Origin of the sequence: Streptosporangium sp. NPDC048047 (assembly GCF_040653115.1) — a bacterium.
Classification (GTDB): Bacteria; Actinomycetota; Actinomycetes; order Streptosporangiales; family Streptosporangiaceae; genus Streptosporangium.
Genome location: NZ_JBEZNH010000082.1, coordinates 11,979 through 29,911, shown reverse-complemented (window position 1 = coordinate 29,911; position 17,933 = coordinate 11,979). Strand labels below are relative to the sequence as shown.

Below are 17,933 nucleotides of genomic sequence, written 5' to 3'. Positions count from 1 at the left end.
CCGTCCACCTGGAATGACCTGTCCGCCGACCTGGAGTTTTAGATGACCGCTTACACGTGGCCACGGACTCGACGGTGAAGACCGGAAGATCCTCGACCCCATCCAGGAGCAGCCTCGCTGACGCCTACGGTCTTGGCGAGGCCGGCCGGGAGGCGCTGCCGAACACCGCACGGGCCAGACTGGAGTACCTGATCGACCATATGCACGCTCAGGCTTCTGCGGGCAATATCGCATTCGCCTCTCACCTCGCGGCGGGAGACGATGTCCTTCACCGCGCCGACGCTGAGCACATCGTGCGGCGCCAGGCTGTCCTCCGGGCTGCATACAGTCTGATCATCGTGTCTCAGTGGATCTGCTCTAGCTGAAGCGGTGCTCAAACCCTGCACTCAACGCGGTCGGCTGCGATCCAGACCTAGTGAATGCCTCTCTAGAATGAATCTACAATGTAAAGATGGTGACCTGTTTTTCAGAACAAAAGGAGAGGTGCCGTCGTAGCAGCAAGCCCCCGCAACGTCGACGACCATCTACACGGCTTCGGCGTACTCAGCCTGGTCGACAAGGGCGGCGAGGAGAGGAGTGTCGTTCATGAGGGCACCTTGCCAAGCGGAGCCGACATCGTCCGATCTGTGAATGCGAGGTGTCATGGGGCGGCCGCCAGCTCGTGCAGGGGCCGGACCGAAGGCGTGCTCTTGTGCCTGAGGGGCAGGTCTCTTCAAAGGGTCCTGATGCTGTTCAACGTGGCCGGTCATACGTCCTTCCGCAGGTCGAGCCAGCGCCGGGTTAGGCGCCGAGACCGTCTCGACCGCAGGTTCGGCGTAAGCGGGCGGCCCTTGTCCAAGTGCGGCGGATGAGTGGAGTGCCGCTCGCTTGCGCAGGTTCCGTGGTAGGTCTCTGGCGGCGCCGGACCCGGCGCGACCCCCGGAAGGCGGATGGCCCTACGGTGGGGCCGCCGATTCGTGGTCAGCCGATGTCGAGCGGTTCGCTGCCGTCATCGGCCCGCTGGAATTCGGCAACGGGCCGCCCGGCGAGGTCGAGGTAGGACCAGTTCGGCAACGCACCGTGCATCAGGGCCAGTATCCGCATGTAGTCGTGGGCGGTGTCGACTTCCATCTGCCACAGTGCCCGTACCTCGGTGCCGTCTTCGTGCGCCAGTGTCACACAGGCGTGCGCGCCGGGGTCGCATTCCGGCTGCCCGAACGTCATGGTGACGAAGGGGGTGTCGTATCCGGCCAGGGCCACCCAGTCGGCCGGCCGGTGCCAGCGGGCCGTCAGATGGCCGACGTAGTCCTCGGCTTGCTCCAGGCTGATGTCCCAGCCAACGCTGATCGCCGTCCCGTCGCCCGGGAAGATCTTGATGCTGATGCCGCCGCCGGTTCCGTACGCGGTCATGCGCCTCTCCCTTTTTCGCAGGTGAGGCGGACAGGTAGCACAGGCGATCGTTAACGTCTTTTCGCGCTGGTGATCGTCTGGTGTCCGCTTCGCAGCGGAGGGTTCCAGCCCGGCCGGGTTAGTGTCCGCGTTCGTTTTCCGGACGCTGTCTCGGATCAACGGCGCGCAGGAGCGGACGTGGCGTCTTCAGGTGGCGGCGAGGTGTTCCGAACGCTTCGGCGCTGGGAGTCGTCGAGGGCGGTCAGGCCCCAGCAGGAGGTGGCGGTGACCGACACGCTGCGTGGGCCGCGGCGGCGGATCTGGCCGCGCACCAGCAGCAGCGGTGCGTCCTCCACCGTGACCGCGTACCGGGTGTAGGCCGCGCCGCTGATGACGACGTCGGTGATGCCGGTGCCGTCGTCGAGACTGCAGAACATGACGTGGCGCCCCTGGTTGGGGGGCAGGGTGCGCAAGGCCGCTTTCGCGCCGGCCACCAGCACCCAGCTGCGGTCGGGGCAGGTCGGCAGGCGGTCGACGGCGGTGACGGACAGTTCACGCAGCAGGGGCTGGTAGACGGTGATGAGGTGCCTGCTGGCGTCCAGGCCGAGGATCTCCAGTTCGGCGGTGACTTGATCGGCACCGGTCAGGTCCGCCAGGCCATGGCGACGCGGTGTGTCGTCCAGCTCGAGTTCTAAGGGCAGCTGCTGGGCGTGATCGATGGGGGGTGAAGCGGGCGCCTGGGCTTTGCGGCGGCTGCCGTACCGCCCCCGCGCCTCAGGTGATCTTTTCCGGTGCAGGTCTCCGGCTTGCAGCAGCAGGTCCCGGCGGTTGAGTCCGCTGACGGGGTGGCGGCCGCTGCGGCGGCACAGGCCGTGAAGGTCGTCGAATGCGCCCGCCAGAACAAGACGTTCGAGGACCGGCAGGCTGAGACGTGTTCGCCGGAGGCAGTCGGCCAGCGACGCATACGGCCGTCCGGCGGTGATGCGGGTGATGTCGCTGCTGGTCATGCCCTTGACCTCTCCCAAGGCGAGCCGCACCCCGTAGCTCAGGTCCGCGGGCCCGCGGCCGGGGAGAGGTTCGATCCGGTAGCCGGCGCCGCTGTGGTTGATGTCCAGGCCGAGGATCCTCACGCCACCGCGGCGCGCGTCGGCCAGGAGCAGCCGCTTGGGGTACATGCCCGGGTCGTGGGTGAGCAGCCCGGCGTAGAAGGCGGCCGGATGGTGGGCCTTCAGCCACGCCGACTGCAGGCTCATCTGGGCGAACGCGGCGGCGTGGGCCTTGGCGAACCCGAATGCGCCGAAGGCGGCGACGATCCGCCAGACGCGATCGGCAGTGGTGGCGTCATAGCCGCGGTTGGCGGCTGCGGCGGTGAACCAGTCGTGCACCGCGAGCGTAGCGGTCTCATCGGCCAGGGCGCGGCGGGCTTCGTCCGCGCGCCCGTAATCGCAGCCGGTCATGGTGGCCAGGATGCGGATGAGCTGTTCATGGAAGACGACCATGCCGCAGGTCTCCGTCAGGATCGGGGCGAGGTCGGGGTGCAGGCGCACCGGCGGTGCATGGCCGTGCCGGGCGGCGAGGAACGGTGCGATCATGTCGGCGGCGGCCGGCCCTGGACGAAACAGGGAGATGCAGGTGATGAGATCGTCTGCATGTTCAGGCTGCAGACGGCTCAGCAGGTCACGCTGACCGGGGGACTCGATCTGAAAGCACCCCAGGGTGTCGGCCGAGCGGATCAGCGTGAACGTCTCGGGGTCGTCCGGCGGCACCTGACGCGGGTCGTCGAGGTCGACGCATCGGCCGTCGACGCGGCGGATCTCCTTGAGGGCGTGAGCGATCGCCGAGTGCATCCGCACTCCCAGCACGTCGAGCTTGAGCAGGCCGAATGCTTCGACGTCGTCTTTGTCGAACTGGGTCATCATCACGCCGGTCTCGTCCTCGGCGGCGACGGGCTGCACGGGAACGCGGTTCAGCAATGTGGCGTCGGAGATCACCACCGCGCACGGGTGCATCGCCAGGTGATGCGGCAGCCCGTCCAGGGCCTCCACCAGCTCCCACACCAGCCGCAGGTGGCCGGGGTGGATGCCGCGGGCGGCCAGCTGCGGCCACTGGCTCATGGCCTGGCGCGCGTCGCGGGCCCGGATGCGCGGGAACGCCGTGGCCAAGGCGGCGATCTCGCCCGGGTCGATGCCGAGCGCTGCGCCGACGTCGCGGATGGCGCTGCGGACCCGGTAGGTGACGGGGGCCGCCACCGCGGCGACGCGCTCGGCGCCGTAGCGGGTAAGAATCGCCCGGTAGACCTGCAGGCGCCGGGCGGACTCCACGTCCAGGTCGATGTCGGGCAGCGAGCGGCGGCGCATGGATACAAACCGTTCCATCAGCAGGCCGTGGCGCAGCGGATCCACCTGCGATATACCGAGCGTGTAGACGGCCAGGCTGCCGACGGCTGATCCGCGGGCCGACGACCGTATCCCCATCGCGCGGATCATGCCGGTGATGTCGGCGACCGTCAGGAAGTACGTCGCATACCCCTGCTGTGCGATCACCGACAGCTCCGACTCCAGCCGCCGTAGCGCCTCCTGATCGGCTTCCAGGCCGCGGGTACGCAAACCGGCCTCGCATCGTGCACGCAAGGCGGCATCAGCAGACCCCACCGCCCCGACGAGGTGGGCTTCGGGGCAGCGGAGGCGTCCCGTCCCGATGCCCAGATCCGCAAGAGGGTCCATCACGCATTCCTCGGCGGTGGTAGCGGTGTGCGCCAGCAGCCGGGCCGCAGCCGAGGAGCTCAGACCGGCGACCGCGGTGACCTCCTGGGCGATGCGTCTCATCGCGGCCGGAGACTTCAGGTAAGCCTCGGCGTTGACGTGACGGGCCTGGGCCACCGGCAGGCGGCGACGGCAGGCGGCCAGTACGTCGCACACGCGCGCCGCAGAGCGCTCAGCGTGTCGCACGGCGTTGGTCAAGACGGGGGACACCTTCTGCTGGACGGCGAAGGACAGCATGCGGCCGGCCAGCAGCAGTGAGCCCGGGTGCGGCGGCGGGGCGAAGTGGCAGACGATCTCCACCCGGATCGCCTCTGCTCCGAACAGGTCCTGCCAGGTGCGCAGCCGCCACGCCGCCGTCTGACCATCGCGCTCGATGAGCGCCGAGCCGAGGTCGGAGTCGGGTCCCAGCAACACCGTCAGGCTGCCGCGTCTGGCGTGAGCGGCCAGTGCCTGCCGGTCGAGGAGCGGTCGTGCACGGCCGCCCGCGTACGCTGCCGACACCAGCCGGCACAAGGCGGCCCATCCCTGCGCGTCCCGGGCCAGGAACGTCGCCCGCTCTCCAGGTGCGCCCTCCTCCACAGGCGCGCCCGGGAAGGAGGGTGAGGGTGGCCGTTGTATGGCGATGGTGGCGCCGAACAGTGGCCGCAGGCGCGCGTTGCGGCACGCCGCGGAGAAACGGTTCACCCCGGCCAGACTGTCGCGGTCAGTGATCGCCAGCGACGACATGCCCAGCGAGCGCGCTCGATCGACCAGCGCCTGGGGTGACGAGGCGCCGTACAGCAGCGAAAACCCGCTGGCGACGTGAAGATGCGTGAAGTCCTCTGGCATAGCGTCCTCCCATTCGGCGGGCCGAAGGGGGAGCATCAGCATCGAATACACGTTCGATCACTATGCGCCGGATGATCCGGGGCAGGCGACCCGACACGCCTGAACTCACCCCAGAAGAGAAGGTTTTGCCGCAGCGGCTGAAGCAACGAGGTCCCGCCTGGTCACATGGACCAGGCGGGACCTAGTCCGGTCCTTACACCAGCTCAGGGAGGGTCGCAGGGGAAGGGTTCATCGAGCCGCGATGACCGCTTCGGTCATTGTGAGGGCATGGGGGAGCCGTATCTGCCGGCGCACCGTGAGTCCAGCGTCGGCCAGCAGGGCCTCGTACTCGCGGCGCGTGCGCTCCTGTCCCGCGCCGAACAGACTGAGCATCCGCATGTCCAGGCTGCGACCAGGATGAGGCTCATCATTGAAGGGCAGCAATGCATCGATGCACCACAGGCGACTGCCGCCGGTACGCATCATCGCCTCGCGGACCCGCTTCAGGATGCGCCTGGCGTGATCATCGCTCCAGTTGTGCAGGACACTGCCCAGGATGTAGGTGTCTCCACCGGCCGGAACCTCAGCGAAGAAGTCCCCCGCCATCAGGGTGCAGCGCTCCAGCAGACCACGGCCGGCGAGGGAGTCGCGGGCTGCGAGGATGACGTCAGGACGCTCGAGCAGGACACCGCGGCAGGTGGGCTGCGCCTGCAATATCTCCGCAAGAACGGTGCCGTGACCGCCGCCTACGTCCACCACGGTGCTCCCGGGAGCCGCTTCTGCGGCGAGCCACCGCGCTACGGGGTAGGTCCGCGCGGCCATGAACGCCTGGAATCTCGCCAGGATGTCAGGATGGGCAGCGAGGTAGGCGTACGTCGAAGAGCTCCCATCAGGAAGTGTCGGCGCACCGAGGCGGACGGTGTCGGGAAGGCGCCGCAGCATCTCCCACCACAGCATCTGGCCATTCATCAACACCGCCAGGCGCATCGAGTCCGCCCGGTCCTGTTGGAGGGTCTCTCCCGCCGGGCGCGTCGCATACAGGTCACCCTTGCGTGTGAACAGCCCGTGGGAGATGAGCCGTTGTAGCATCCAGCTCAGAGTTTTGCCGTCTGCGCCGTACTCCGTGGTCAATTCTTCGATGCACATCGGCGTGCTCGCCAACCGGTCGGCCAGCCCGAGCTGGGCCGCGACGAACAAAGCCCCGAAGTCATCGACGCTGTCGAGCAGATCGCTCAAACGGATGCTGGCGCTGGCGCCGAGACCACGGCGGAGCCTCCTGGACGACGGAGTGACACGCCGGCCTTCGGTGACCTGCTCCGGCCAGGTGGGCACCTCCTGCCACCGATGCGGTTCGGCACGCTTCCTTACGTAGCGCCGAATCGCCTCGCCGGTATCGTCGTGCAGGAAGGTGCCGATAGCCGTCAGCGCCCATCGCTCACCCCATCTAAGCCGGGCCAGGTCATACGGCTCCAGAGTCCGCAGGACCCGTCGGAGAGCGCCGGAGTGAGCACCACATCGCTCGGCGAGCTCATCGACTGTCAAGGGTTCATCCGCCAGGTGGCCGATCATGTTCAGCTCGTCGAACACCAGCAAGGCGCTGAAGTCCCACACCGTCCCGATGATGCGTTGCACGTCATCACGCGGGCCCGCCGGACTGCGCCCCTCCTTCGGGCCCAGATCGTCGACGCGGCGCGTGGGGAAGGGAGGCAACGACGTCATGGCCTGGCTCCGTGTGACGTCGTCGGCGTTTCTGCAGGTCCGGCCTGGGGCAAGAGCATCTTGCTCACGTCGACCGGGGCGGTCAGATAGCCATAGTCTCTCATGGTGTCGGCGACGCGCTGCAGCCGTCGCGTTGCTATAGAGGTCGGGAAGGTCCCCAAGGTGATCAGCTTCGCGGTTTCCGGGCCGATCTTCGTGTAGGTCGGCAAGATTGCAGTGACCACTCCCCGATCGGCCGCCGCGAGGTGCTGCGCTTTGGCTAAGGCACGCTGAAATGCGGCAATGGTCTTCGGGTGCTTGGCCGCGAATTGCTCGCTGACACCCCAGCCGGCGATCGGGAAGCCCTCTGTTGGGCCGCTCATGACGTCCCAGAGCTTGCGGGCGCCCTTAATGCTCACGGCATTGATGAAGGGTTCCGTCATCCAGCATGCATCCACGGTGCCGGCTTCCAGGGCGGCGGGCATGTTCGGCAGAGGGATCTCTACCATCGTCACATCCTTGGCGGTTAGGCCATGGATCTTCAGTGCGACTTCGGTGGTCAGGGTGCCGATGCTCTGGAGGGTTGCCACCGCGATCGTTTTTCCTCGTAGATCCGCAGGGGATGCGATCGGAGAGTTCTTGGTGACCATCAACAGGAAGGTGCCCGGGCCCGCCTGGTAGCTGTCGGCGATCAAGCGAAGCTTCAATCCTTGGCTGTGAGCCTTGATCGCGGTGATGTAGTTGAGGATGGCGATGTCCATTCCGCCACCGATGAGCCGGGGGATGGCGTAGCCGGCGCCTTGGACGGCCTGGATGTCGACAGTCAGTCCTTCGGCGGTGAAGAATCCTCGTTTCTGAGCGATGTACAGCGGAGCGGCGTCAGGGATCGGCATCGCACCGACCACGATGTGGCCTTTCTCCACCACGGTGGTTGCGGGGTTATCAGATGAGTACGCACACCCCGGCGCTACCACCAAAGGCAGTAGCACGATGGCATGCAGAAATCGACGCATGGCGGACTCCAGGGGAGAAAGGGCACCGGTGGCCCGCGCGGAGGCCCGGCGCCAGGGGATAGCTCTGCCGGCGCGGTGGCCGGATCGCCCTACGCGAGACAGCGGGGCGGCCATCGGCGGCGGCGCCGGGGGCGTCTTCATCTCAGCGGATCAAGGACGTTCTTGAACAGGTGCGTTTAGGGGACGATTGGGGACAGGGGGTGTGTCCCCATCGCCTGACCTGCGAGGATCCCGGCACACGCGGAGAAACTGCTTTGGACGCGACCGCAGGGCTCGCCCCTGGGGGACAATTGGGGACAGAGGGTGTGTCCCCAATCCCTGACCTGGAGGTTCTTTTGGTGGTCCCCGCGCAGGTTCCGGCGTGGGCTGAGCGGCTGAGCGCCGAACGGCAGAAACGGCTATGGAGCCAAAGCGATTTGGCCACTGCGATGGTGCAGGCAGCCCCTGAGCATGCGCGCGCTCAGTTTCCGAAGCGAGACTCCATCGTGCGGCGGATCAAGGACTATGAGCGGGGAGCCCATAAACCGGACGAGCCGTACCGCACCCTGTATTGCCGCGTGTTCGGTCTGTCCGATGAGGAACTGTTCGCCGAGACGTCGACGCCGTCCTTCGCCCTAGAGCTGGACGGCGGCTTCGCCGACGCCATCAACCTGCTCCGTGAGCAGTGGCATCTGCTGGTCAAACGTGACAATCTGCTGGGCCCACGTCACACGCTGCGCGGTGTGCACGAGCAGATCGACCTGCTGGAAGGGCTCTTGCCGTCGGTTCGCGACTCTGACCGGCGAGCCGTCTTAGGCCTTGCGGCCCAGTACGCCGAGTCCGCCGCGTGGCTGCATGAGGACACCGGTGAGCTAAAAGAGGCTTGTCAGTGGACCGATCAAGCCATGAATTGGGCGTATGAAGCGCGCGACGGTCTAATGGTCACCTGGACGATGTTCCGCCGTAGCCAGCAGGCAACTGCGCAGCGCCTTCCTCAGGAGGTGATCACGCTAACCCTCTCGAGCCTGCGCGACGCCGACCGCCTGCCCGCCCCGATGCGGGCTGCACTGCTGCAGCAGCACGCCCACGGTCAGGCCTTGAACGGCGAGGAGCGAACCTGTCAGCAACTCTTGGATGAAGCGCACACCTGGGCTGCGGTCGCCGACGACGGAGACGCCCGAGCCGGACACGGCTCGTTTTGCACCGGCGCCTATCTGGAGGTCCAGCGGGCCTGCTGCTGGATGGAGTTGGGCCAGGCCAAGCGGGCCGTCAGCGGCTACGAAGCCGCGATGCGGCATTTGCCACCGGTGTATCAGCGAGACCGCGGCATGGCGCTCGCCGGGCTCGCCCGCGCTTACGTCGCCACCGGAGAGCCCGAGCAAGCCGCCAAAGTCGGTGCTGACGCGCTGAAGATCGCCCGCGGTTCAGGATCGACTAGGATCCTGACCGTGGTTACCTCGGTCGACCGCTCTCTCCAGCATTATCGGCGTCTGCCGGCCGTCGCCGAGCTTCACGACGCGCTCACCACAGCGGCCTATTGATGGCCTCCGTCGCTGAGCATCAGGCGATGCGCCATGCGATCGCTCTGTCGGCGCACGGCTTGGGAACGACCAGCCCGAATCCGCCGGTGGGCTGCGTCATCCTCAGCTCCGACGGCCATCCCATCGCTGAGGGATATCACGCGCGTAAAGGAGAAGCTCACGCTGAGGGTAACGCTCTACGTGCGGCTGGTGAGGCGGCCCGAGGCGGCACCGCCGCGGTGACCCTGGAGCCGTGCAATCACGTGGGGCTGGCACCGGCCTGCCGACAGTTACTGATCGATGCTGGAATCGCCCGAGTGGTCATCGCGGTGATCGACCCCACCTCTCGCGGCGAGGGGGGAGCCGCAGCGCTACGTGCCGCTGGTATCAGCGTGGAGACGGATGTCCTGGCCGAGGAGGCGCTCTTGGTGCTCGGCGCATGGCGGGCCACACTGGCGGCATCGCGCCCGAGGCTCATATGGAGCTACGCCATCGGGCCTGCTGGCATCACCGAGGCGCTGCCGCTCACGTCAGCCGCATACGAGCTGCGCAGCAGTGTCGATGCGGTACTGCACAACAGTCATCTCGAAGAAGGCGTGCCAGGCGGTCACAACCCCGGCATGATGATGCTGCCAGCAGGGAGGATGGATCTCACCCGCCCAGGCAGCCTGGCCGAGTTGTACGCCGCCGGTGTCCGCTCTGTGCTGGTGGACGGATCAGCGTCCCTTGCCGCCCATCTCCTGGCCGACGGTCTTCTTGACGAGGTCGTGATCTACCACCAAGATCCCGGCCCATCGGCGGCCTTCCGAGAGGGAGGCGCACTCATGCTGCCGCCCGGGTTCCGGCTCGTCGAGGTCGGCAGAGCGGGCAGGTGGGTGCGGATGCGGGGACAGCGCATCTTCTCCTGAACGCGAGCTCGTCGACGCGAGCCTGGACGGTGAAACCGGGAGGCCGGTGCGCGGGTCGAGGTCGGCATATCGAGCCGCCCGATTCCGTCGCGGTGCTCACGCCGGACGCTGCCGAGGTGGTGCGCCGTCGCGCGATCCGGCCGGGCCCGATCGCTGACGTCTACCTCGCCGCCGAGCTGGTCGAGCGGGCCCTGGAGCCGCGCGGGCCAAAACCGCTGAGGAACCGGACGCGGCGTGGCTGGGATGGGCCGGGCTCGGCGTCGTCCACGAGGCGACATTCATCGCGCGGATGCCCAGCGAGGAGGAGCGCCTGATGGAGCTGCTGCCGGCCACACCGGTGCTGGAGCAGTTCTCCCCCTGGCCGACGAGCAGGAGGGGCGGGTCCTGGCGGTGATGGTCGAACTGTACGCCGGCGACCGGATCGCGCTCCGCGCGGCCCTGGCCCGCTGAAATCATGGCGGCCGCCGCAAGGGGCGCGTACGCTGAAGGTCAGCCAATCGGGCGGCGACCTATTCGGATGGTCACCCCAGCCGCCCCGTCCTAGAGGAGGGACCATGGCCCTTAGTCGTCTTGCGCGTGAGTTCGCCGCGGAGATCGCCGGACACGACTGGAGCGACGCGCACTACCGTCTCGACCGCGCCGGCCACCAGCGGGAGCGGGACACGAACGCTGTCAACGGCACGCCCCTCACCCCGCGAGAAGCCCACTCCGTGAAGGTCAACGTCATGTGGGTGACCGCCCAGGTCCTCTGGGGCGCCGACCCGAACTTCGACGTCCAGGAATTTGCCCGCATGTGCGGGGTCAAGGGCCTGTCGCCGAGCTGGTTGAAGAACGGGCTCCGCTCCGATCGGGACGACAACCCCATCCCCGCGACCCCGAGGGATGAGGACGGCAACCCCGTCGAGGAACTCCCGGCCAAGTAACATCTGCCGTGCCCGTCGAGGCGGCCCCGTCGAGTCGAGACGGGGCCGCCTCTTCATGTCCCGAGGGGCCGCGCGCCGTCACCCCTCGCTGAGGCAGGGCCCGATCCCAGCGAGGGCCGGGCCGTAGAGTCGTCAGTCGCTGGCGAGTCGTTCCGCTTCGTCGTGCAGGGCCTCGATGAGGGCGAACGCGAGGCGGAGTTCGTCGTCAGCGAGGTCTTTGAGCGTGTCCATGGGGTCCTCCCTTAACAGGATGCCCCATTTGCCCCATAGTTCACAGCCGTAACGGAGTCGTTGCCAGGCGGCCGGATGAGGCTCAGCGCACGCCGTAGCCGCCGCAGGACTGGCATGGGCGCAGCTGCTGGAGTTCAATCTCAGGGTTGAAGGTGTGCCCATTCAGGCAGCGCCACATCGCAGCGTCAGGAGTGATCGGCTCTCCGACTTCGGGGCAGCGCGGGCACGGCTGGGCGGCCGCCCGGGCGCGGGCATAGCCCAAGGCTTCGGCCATCTGCTCAGAGGATCCGCCGTCCAAATGCACCGACGTTCCGCTTACCGTCATGTAGATCGTCCCCAACCGCTCGTACAGGCGCGGCGGGTGGATTGCCACCGTCACGCCGTCGAGATGGTTCTCCCACCGCTCGCCGCGCAGAATGCCGCGCGGGTCCGCGAGGGTGTAGTCGTCGTAGATCTCCGGCTCCTCCTGCGGGACGCGAGCGAAGGCCCGGCATCCGAGGGTGCGCCCAGCCGGAGAGTAGACGAGCCGGTCGGGATAGACCACGTCGAAGCGGCCGTCTGCCCGCTCGGCTGTGGCCCGGCTCACGGCGTAGACAACGCCGGGGCGAGGATCGGGCAGGGCCGAGATCGCTCCGAACCCGACGTCGCTGACCGGCACGTCCACGCGGGCGCCGTCCGGGGTGGTGACAGTGATCGTTCCGGCGTCCTGCCGGGTCTCCGCGCAGCGAACCGGTACGCCGGCGACCGGCCAGATGGCGAGGACGCCCTCGGCGGGGTCGGCCAGGACGTCAGAGGTGGTGGGGGAGTAGAGGGTAAGAGCGTGCGGGGTGAGGTTGATCAGCACAGTGCTCTCCGAGGGATGGCTGATACCCGGCCGGAGGTTCCGGGCCGGGTTCCCTCGAAGGGGCGATGAGGCGTTCTTGGTCTTCCACCCGTCACAGATGGACGACGGTGGAGTGGACACGGTTGGCCGCCATCTTATGGCGGCCAACCGCGGCTGAAGCTCCGCCGCTTTACCTCGGTGGTGAGAAGCGAGTTACCCGCTGGTGTACGGTCGCTGGGTTCACGCCGGTGGACCGGGCGATGCTGCGCTGGCTGGCGCCGTCCGCGATGAGCGTCCACGCGATGGCTGCCCACGCTGCGATCGACTTGGCGCCGGCGAGGCGCTTGACCTCACCAGGGGTCAAGGAGCGGCCCAGACGGCTCCGGCCGCCGGTTTCGCGGCGGATCGCCATGGTTTGCGCTCGCTGCTGCCCGTTACGCCGGTTCGCCGCGCGGGCCCGGTTGGGGTCGCGGTTCTCGGCCAGGGCGCGCAGCGCCGGCTCTTTCCTGCCGTTGGCCGCGAACCGGGCGGTCGTCGCGGGGGCGGCCAGGCCGCGCCGGACTGACAGGCCGTGTCGTTCGCGGTATTCGGCCGCGGTGATCTGGTGGGCGTACCAGGCGTGAGTGCCGAGTGCTCGTTTCTCGGTGCCGCACTCGTGGCAGATCACCCGCTCCCCGTTGTCGGTGTAGGTGAGCTGCCCATAGACGCCGTGCCCGTCCGGGTCTCCGTAGGCCAGCATCCGCTGCTCCGTGTCGTCGAGGGGGTTGTTTCTGGCGCTGATCGGCGCCAGGCAGGAGGTCAGGGGTTGGAGCGGCGGCGGACGATGGCCGCCGACCGGTACTTCGTGGAGGTCGACCTCGGCTGAGCCCGCCCAGCTTCACGCCGGGAGCCCCGTCCGAGCGCGGGCCGCTCAGGAGGAGGCCGTCACTCGGCGGCTGGCTTTTCCGGCCGGAGACCGGTGATGTGGTGGACGGGGCCAACCGTGAGGCCGTCCCGCTCCAGGCGCCGCTTGACGTGCCGCTCGGGGTGGATATCAACGACCTCCACCCGCTGAGTGGCGATGAGGGCCCAGGTGGTGATGGTCGTTTCGGTGAGGGCCTCCACCATCGTGGTGGCGCTCTCGCCTTCGCGGGCTTGTGCTTGCCGGAAGCCGACCCCGTACGGCAGGAATCGCTCGCGCTCGAAGGCCAGGACGCCGTGGCCGCTGAGATAGGCATGGGCCTGTTCCGGCGTATGCGTCCCGCTGGCGACGAAGGCCTCAGCCGCGGCCACCGCATCAGACCACCAGCTCACCCATACGCCGTCGCCGTGCTGTCCCCAGCTACAGGCGATGATCGGCAAACCCGACATGGTCGCAGAGACGTCGCGGCTCCACAGCATGAGCCCGGAGGGGGAGGGCAGCATGTCGGCGCTGAGCACGTGGATGCCGCCGAGCAGCGGGCCGGAGCCGGTTACCTCGTCGGTGACCTCGGTGTCGATGTAGTACAGCTCGCCGGCCCGGATCCGATCGGCCTCGGCTCGGGCCAGGAATGTGGCCCGTTCCTTGTTGGACTTCTTGATCACTTCGTCGGGCAGCAGGAACTGGATGCCGGTGTCGAGCAGGTACGCCCATTCCGTGGGGGCGTTGTGGCGCAGGAACAGCGTGGTCTGCCAGCTGATCTCGTGCAAGTTGGCTGGTTCGATCGCGTGCGTCATGATCATTGTCCTTGGGCGGGGTGGCTGGTCTTCAATGCGGGGTTGCCGGGTCCGGGCTGTGACAGTAGCCAGGCGTGGAACGGTTCGGGGTCGAATTTGCGCCGCCCGGTGTGCGGGTCGGTCTCGTGTTCGGGGAGGGTCTCGCCGCGGGCGGCGGCGCGGTCGATCTTCTTGTAGAGCTGGGCTGGCGGCCGGTTCAGCCAGCGGGCCAGCTCGGCGACGGTGCAGAGCCCGGCCGGGATGGGGCGAGGTGGTTGGGGCTGGCCGGTCAACGGTGGTGCTCCTTGGATGGTGCGGGCCCGGGGGCCGCGATGGTGCGGCCCCCGGGGTGGGTTAGTGGAGTTCGACCGCGCGGTAGGCGGCGCGGGCGCCTGGCTCGTCCCGGTACAGCGAGTAGGTGACGGTGGCGTCGGCGTCTTCGCCGTGGTGCCACTCGTCCTCCGCCAGGTGCCACAGGTGCTCCGGTGGCTGGCCGGGGCGGGTGATGGTGTGGCGGTAGAGGGTGGCCCCGCATCCGTTCCTGTAACGGTCGCGGCGTTTCTCGTCGACCTGCTCCCGGGTGGTTTCGGCGTCGCGCGCCACCTGGAGCCAGTGGAGTTTGTCCGGGCCGAAGACATCGCGGGCGTTGCGGGCGCCGAGCAGCAGGCCGATCAGGCGCTCGCCGTCTGCGGTGAAGGCCTGCGGCCATGCCGGGTCGTCGTCGTAGACGATCCGCGGCATGGTGCCGTTCTCCTCGGTGTGCGATGGCCGATCGTGGATCCAGTGGGTGAGGGTGACGGCGTCGTCGTCCCACACCTGCCAGCCGCTGGTGACGTGCACGGGGCGAGGCCCGGCGTCGGCCTGCAGGCGCCACTTCCATAGTTCGGGGGAGTGGGTGAGGCGCTGGGTCATCTGCTCGACGGTCATGGCCGCCAGCGGCCGGAGGTAGTGGCCGTGATGCCCTTCGGGGGGCAGGATGAGGATGCGGGTGGCGTCGGCGGGGATGTGCGGCGGCCTGGCGGTGAGGATCTCCTCTGTGGTGCCGCCGCGGCCGGCTGCCTCACCCGGGGAGACTCCGGCGTCGGCCAGGCGGGCGGCGTCGGCCGGCCCGAACTTCCTGTTGTGGTACCACGATGGCTCCCACCAGCCTGCTTGCCGCCACTGGTCGGGGGTGCGGGCGGCGAGGGCCGTGCCGTCGCCGGGCTCGTCGAGGCGGAACAGGCGGCGGGCGTCGCGGATCTGCTGGCCGCTCCATCCGGCGTCCAAGACGGCGGCGACCTCGGCGGCGGGGGCGCCGATCTCGGTGGCGAGCGTGGCCGCGTTGTCGTACTCGGCGTACAGGTCGGCGATCAGCTCGCGTCGTTCGTCGGTGAGGGGGTGGCTGACAGCGATGCCGTTGCGGGCGTTGTTGTCGGACCAGTCGTCGCCGTCGAGCCCGTTGTGGATCCAGGTCCACACGAGCCCGGCGTCGTGGTTGACGTGGACGGTGGTGGGGTAGTCCCGCCCGGCCACGCTGGTGGGGATGGGGACCTTCGCGCCGAAGGCGACCCCCTGCAGTTCCTCGCTGCTGGGGTAGTTGGCGTCGGTGGCCAGCTTGTACTTGCTGACGGTCAGCAGGGCCTCGACGCGGCGGGCGAGTTCGGCGCGGTGCGCCCGCTTGGCCTCGGCGGCCAGGACGGGGGCGGCCTCCTCAGGGGTGGCGGCGCGCACGATCGTGGTCAGGTAGGTGTACCACTCCTCGTCGTCGTAGTCCTGCTCCCGGTGGGAGTCGAAGGCGACCGCGACCGCGATGAACGTGACGCGCTGCTCGTCGACGCGCGCGTAGCCGGGGGTGTCGGCGGCGGGCAGTTCCTCGGCGGGGACGTTCCACAGGGTGGCGCGGAACACCGTGCCGGCGGCCCAGCCCTCCTCGCGGAACCCGTGGGTGGGCGAGTCGCTGCTGGTGATCTTCCAGGTGGGGGCGCCGTCCGGGTTGAGCGGGTGCGGCGGGCAGGGGCCGTGGTGGGTGACCGACCAGGTGCCGGGTCCGCCGTGCAGCTCGCCGGCGCCGGTGGGGACGTTCTGCAGGCAGTCGGTGCAGGTGCCGGGCTTGGCGTTGTGCCGTACGGCTGCGGCCGCCGTGGCGGGCGCGGTGGGCTTGGGTGGGCAGTCGCCATCGTGGGTGACGTCCCACGGGGCGTAAGGGCCGGACCTGGACAAGATGCCCACGCCGGCGGGGACGAGCTGGCCGCACCGGCGGCAGTCCTGCTCGTAGGAGTTGCGCTGGGGCGGGGACGGCGGGCAGTCGGGTGAATGCTGGACCCGGGTCCGGTTACCGACGCGGTTGAGGATCCCCTGGCCGGCGGGGACGGTGCGGTAGCACAGGTGGCATTCCTCGGCGCGCGTGTTGGACGGCGGCGGGGGCTTGGCGATGGTGATGTAGGCCAGGCCGCCGATGCGGGGCAGGCCGCCCTTGGCCTTCTTGGCTTGGGCGGCGATGCCGTTGAGCATCGCCGCCCCGATGATGCCCTGCTTGTTCGTCCAGGTCTTGACCGCGGCCAGCGGGTCGTCGTCGTTGTCGATGACCTTGTAGAGGGTGACGGTCGCGGCGTCGCCGACCTTGTCATAGGCGACCAGGAGGACGCCGGGCTGCAGGGCGTAGGTGCCGGCGCGCTCCAGGAACACGCCGTCCAGGGCGGCGCCCTTGGACCTGGCGTCGGCGGCTGCGTCGGGGGTGACGGCGTGCAGGGCCTTGATCCAGGACTTGGCGGCGCCTTCGGCGCGGGCGGGGAGCCGGACGGGGCGGGCGCCGTCTGGCCAGTGGGAGTTGCCCATGGGATGGCCTTTCGTGGGTGGGATGTCTCGACAGGTCGAGCATCTCACCCACGACCACCAACTGTCCAGGAAAGTAGACAATTGATTGCTGTGGGAAGCCCGGCCGGTGGACTCGCGGGCTGCTGTCGAGACATCCCAGCCCACCGACCGGGCCTACCTGGATAATCGCATGTCGGGGTGCGGCCGCGCTCCTCACCCCGATGCAGCGGCCTTGTCGTGCTGCCGATCCCCGGTGACGTCAGGCGCGCTCGGGGTACTCTTCAGGACATGGACGCCGAGCAGGAGCCAGCCCCCGCCCCCCAGGACCAGGACCAGGAGCCGATCGTCTACCCTGACGAGCAGCGCGCCCGGAACCTCGCCCTGCTACGGGAGATCATTGGCGGAGAGCCCGACGCCGAGATGCTCGAACTCGCCCGCCTGCGGGACGAGGAGTTCGCCACGCGCCGTAGCCACGCCGCGTGATCGGCCGCATTCTCGACAGCAGCGCACTCACCGGCTGGGCGCGACGTACGTCGCCGTTCGTCGACGCCGTGGTGTGGTCGCGCGCCGGGCACAGCGGGTACGTGGTGCCGATCGTCACCACCGCGCCCGCGCTGACCGCGGCGCTCGCCCAGCTTCCCGACGAGGCCGTGCCCATCCTGGATGCGCTGCTCGGCATGGAGATCGTCGTCGTTGAGCACCTGACGCCCGGCAGTGCGCCGGGCGTGGCCGCCGTCTTGAAGGCGGCCGGGCCGTACGCGGCCGAGCAGCTCACCGCGGCCAGCCTCGTGCACGCGGCCCGGCGGCGCGGGCTGCCAGTGGTCACGGCCAACCCGTTCCCCTTGACGGCCCTTGATCCCGACGTGGAGATCGACCTCATCCCGTAGCCCGTCAGGGCGGGCGCGTCCTCCCCGACGACGCTCCGGTCCTCCTCATCGAGGAGGACGCGCCTCGCCAGCCGCGGCGCCTCGAAACGGCCCGGGTCGGTTCCTTGCCGGAACGTGCGGTCCGCGCCGGTCTCGCCCCGGGGTTGGTGAGGTCACCTCGCGCAGGCTAGCTCCAGGTTGTCCAGATGCCACAGGGCTTCCAGGCCGATCACCAGCTCGTCGCGCGCAAAAGTGAACAGGCGGCCCCGCCACCCGCACAGGCACTGGTAGAAGGTCAGGCTGCGGCCTCTCGCCCCGAGGGCGCGAGACGGCGGTGGTGGGGCTCATGCAACCTTCCCAGGCTCGGCCTGGGCGATGGTGCAGGTGCCGACGATGTGAGGGAGTAGATCAGGCCGGGCGTCTCGTGGCGATCGCCGTTGACGCAGCAGTTGCTCTTATCGGCGCCGTACCGTTCGGCGTAGCACCGCTTCATGGCCTGGGACTTCCTCTCGCGGGTGGAAATCTTCCAGGAGGAGCTTCCACGGTCGCGCCCTAAGCAGTTTCTCCG

At 68.7% G+C, this 17,933-nt stretch carries 14 protein-coding genes; 5 read left to right on the top strand and 9 right to left on the bottom strand.

All coding sequences use genetic code 11. From position 1 onward, the window contains the following. Positions 1-960 precede the first annotated feature (960 nt). The 4 genes from AB0D67_RS36770 to AB0D67_RS36755 all read right to left on the bottom strand — a co-directional run bounded on the left by AB0D67_RS36770 (position 961) and on the right by AB0D67_RS36755 (position 7,648). Positions 961-1,389, bottom strand: a complete 429-nt coding sequence (locus tag AB0D67_RS36770) for a hypothetical protein (protein ID WP_362946343.1) — start codon at positions 1,387-1,389, stop codon at positions 961-963. 155 nt (positions 1,390-1,544) lie between these two features. Continuing rightward, positions 1,545-4,958 carry a DNA polymerase III subunit alpha gene (gene dnaE, locus AB0D67_RS36765; RefSeq protein ID WP_362946340.1) on the bottom strand — a complete coding sequence of 1,138 codons (3,414 nt, stop codon included), beginning with the start codon at positions 4,956-4,958 and terminating at the stop codon, positions 1,545-1,547. A gap of 228 nt (positions 4,959-5,186) precedes the next feature. Continuing rightward, complete coding sequence (locus AB0D67_RS36760; protein ID WP_362946337.1) at positions 5,187-6,656, bottom strand: methyltransferase; 1,470 nt, start codon at positions 6,654-6,656, stop codon at positions 5,187-5,189. Next, positions 6,653-7,648, bottom strand: a complete 996-nt coding sequence (locus tag AB0D67_RS36755) for an ABC transporter substrate-binding protein (protein WP_362946335.1) — start codon at positions 7,646-7,648, stop codon at positions 6,653-6,655. The genes AB0D67_RS36760 and AB0D67_RS36755 overlap by 4 nt, the downstream gene beginning before the upstream one ends. Before the next feature lie 338 nt (positions 7,649-7,986). Here AB0D67_RS36755 and AB0D67_RS36750 point away from each other — a divergent pair, with 338 nt between their 5' ends. The 3 genes from AB0D67_RS36750 (at position 7,987) to AB0D67_RS36740 (ending at position 10,978) form a co-directional block, all read left to right on the top strand. After that, entirely contained in the window at positions 7,987-9,168 is a 1,182-nt protein-coding gene (locus AB0D67_RS36750) for a hypothetical protein (protein ID WP_362946332.1), read from the top strand. Between the two features lie 26 nt (positions 9,169-9,194). Continuing rightward, positions 9,195-10,055: a dihydrofolate reductase family protein gene (locus AB0D67_RS36745; protein ID WP_362946330.1), complete on the top strand. Its 861-nt coding sequence runs from the start codon at positions 9,195-9,197 to the stop codon at positions 10,053-10,055. Positions 10,056-10,609: 554 nt separating this feature from the next. Continuing rightward, positions 10,610-10,978 carry a hypothetical protein gene (locus AB0D67_RS36740; RefSeq protein ID WP_362946328.1) on the top strand — a complete coding sequence of 123 codons (369 nt, stop codon included), beginning with the start codon at positions 10,610-10,612 and terminating at the stop codon, positions 10,976-10,978. A gap of 313 nt (positions 10,979-11,291) precedes the next feature. On the opposite strand, the gene AB0D67_RS36735 is transcribed toward AB0D67_RS36740, so the two are convergent. From AB0D67_RS36735 to AB0D67_RS36715, 5 genes are all read right to left on the bottom strand, one after another. Continuing rightward, positions 11,292-12,053 carry a hypothetical protein gene (locus AB0D67_RS36735; protein ID WP_362946326.1) on the bottom strand — a complete coding sequence of 254 codons (762 nt, stop codon included), beginning with the start codon at positions 12,051-12,053 and terminating at the stop codon, positions 11,292-11,294. A 169-nt stretch (positions 12,054-12,222) separates the two neighbouring features. Next, on the bottom strand, positions 12,223-12,771 hold the full coding sequence (locus AB0D67_RS36730) for a MucR family transcriptional regulator (protein ID WP_362946323.1): 549 nt from the start codon (positions 12,769-12,771) through the stop codon (positions 12,223-12,225). A gap of 185 nt (positions 12,772-12,956) precedes the next feature. Then, positions 12,957-13,727: a hypothetical protein gene (locus AB0D67_RS36725; RefSeq protein WP_362946321.1), complete on the bottom strand. Its 771-nt coding sequence runs from the start codon at positions 13,725-13,727 to the stop codon at positions 12,957-12,959. A 2-nt stretch (positions 13,728-13,729) separates the two neighbouring features. Beyond that, the gene (locus AB0D67_RS36720) at positions 13,730-13,999 is read right to left on the bottom strand and encodes a hypothetical protein (RefSeq protein ID WP_362946319.1); all 270 of its coding nucleotides are present in this window, start codon (positions 13,997-13,999) and stop codon (positions 13,730-13,732) included. A gap of 61 nt (positions 14,000-14,060) precedes the next feature. After that, positions 14,061-16,520, bottom strand: coding sequence for a hypothetical protein (locus AB0D67_RS36715; RefSeq protein ID WP_362946316.1), 2,460 nt, complete (start codon positions 16,518-16,520; stop codon positions 14,061-14,063). 267 nt (positions 16,521-16,787) lie between these two features. Here AB0D67_RS36715 and AB0D67_RS36710 point away from each other — a divergent pair, with 267 nt between their 5' ends. Together AB0D67_RS36710 and AB0D67_RS36705 are read left to right on the top strand one after the other, a co-directional pair. After that, complete coding sequence (locus AB0D67_RS36710; protein WP_362946314.1) at positions 16,788-16,982, top strand: hypothetical protein; 195 nt, start codon at positions 16,788-16,790, stop codon at positions 16,980-16,982. After that, positions 16,979-17,386 carry a hypothetical protein gene (locus AB0D67_RS36705; RefSeq protein WP_362946312.1) on the top strand — a complete coding sequence of 136 codons (408 nt, stop codon included), beginning with the start codon at positions 16,979-16,981 and terminating at the stop codon, positions 17,384-17,386. Before AB0D67_RS36710 ends, AB0D67_RS36705 begins: the two co-directional genes overlap by 4 nt. Positions 17,387-17,933: the final 547 nt, after the last annotated feature.

Bases quoted from the DNA above. Each gene is read 5' to 3' on its own strand.
- AB0D67_RS36740 (WP_362946328.1), top strand. From the start codon at position 10,610: ATGGCCCTTAGTCGTCTTGCGCGTGAGTTCGCCGCGGAGATCGCCGGA.
- AB0D67_RS36710 (WP_362946314.1), top strand. From the start codon at position 16,788: ATGGACGCCGAGCAGGAGCCAGCCCCCGCCCCCCAGGACCAGGACCAG.
- AB0D67_RS36745 (WP_362946330.1), top strand. From the start codon at position 9,195: ATGCGCCATGCGATCGCTCTGTCGGCGCACGGCTTGGGAACGACCAGC.
- AB0D67_RS36760 (WP_362946337.1), bottom strand. From the start codon at position 6,656: ATGACGTCGTTGCCTCCCTTCCCCACGCGCCGCGTCGACGATCTGGGC.
- AB0D67_RS36715 (WP_362946316.1), bottom strand. From the start codon at position 16,520: ATGGGCAACTCCCACTGGCCAGACGGCGCCCGCCCCGTCCGGCTCCCC.
- AB0D67_RS36725 (WP_362946321.1), bottom strand. From the start codon at position 13,727: ATGACGCACGCGATCGAACCAGCCAACTTGCACGAGATCAGCTGGCAG.
- AB0D67_RS36770 (WP_362946343.1), bottom strand. From the start codon at position 1,389: ATGACCGCGTACGGAACCGGCGGCGGCATCAGCATCAAGATCTTCCCG.
- AB0D67_RS36755 (WP_362946335.1), bottom strand. From the start codon at position 7,648: ATGCGTCGATTTCTGCATGCCATCGTGCTACTGCCTTTGGTGGTAGCG.
- dnaE (WP_362946340.1), bottom strand. From the start codon at position 4,958: ATGCCAGAGGACTTCACGCATCTTCACGTCGCCAGCGGGTTTTCGCTG.
- AB0D67_RS36730 (WP_362946323.1), bottom strand. From the start codon at position 12,771: ATGCTGGCCTACGGAGACCCGGACGGGCACGGCGTCTATGGGCAGCTC.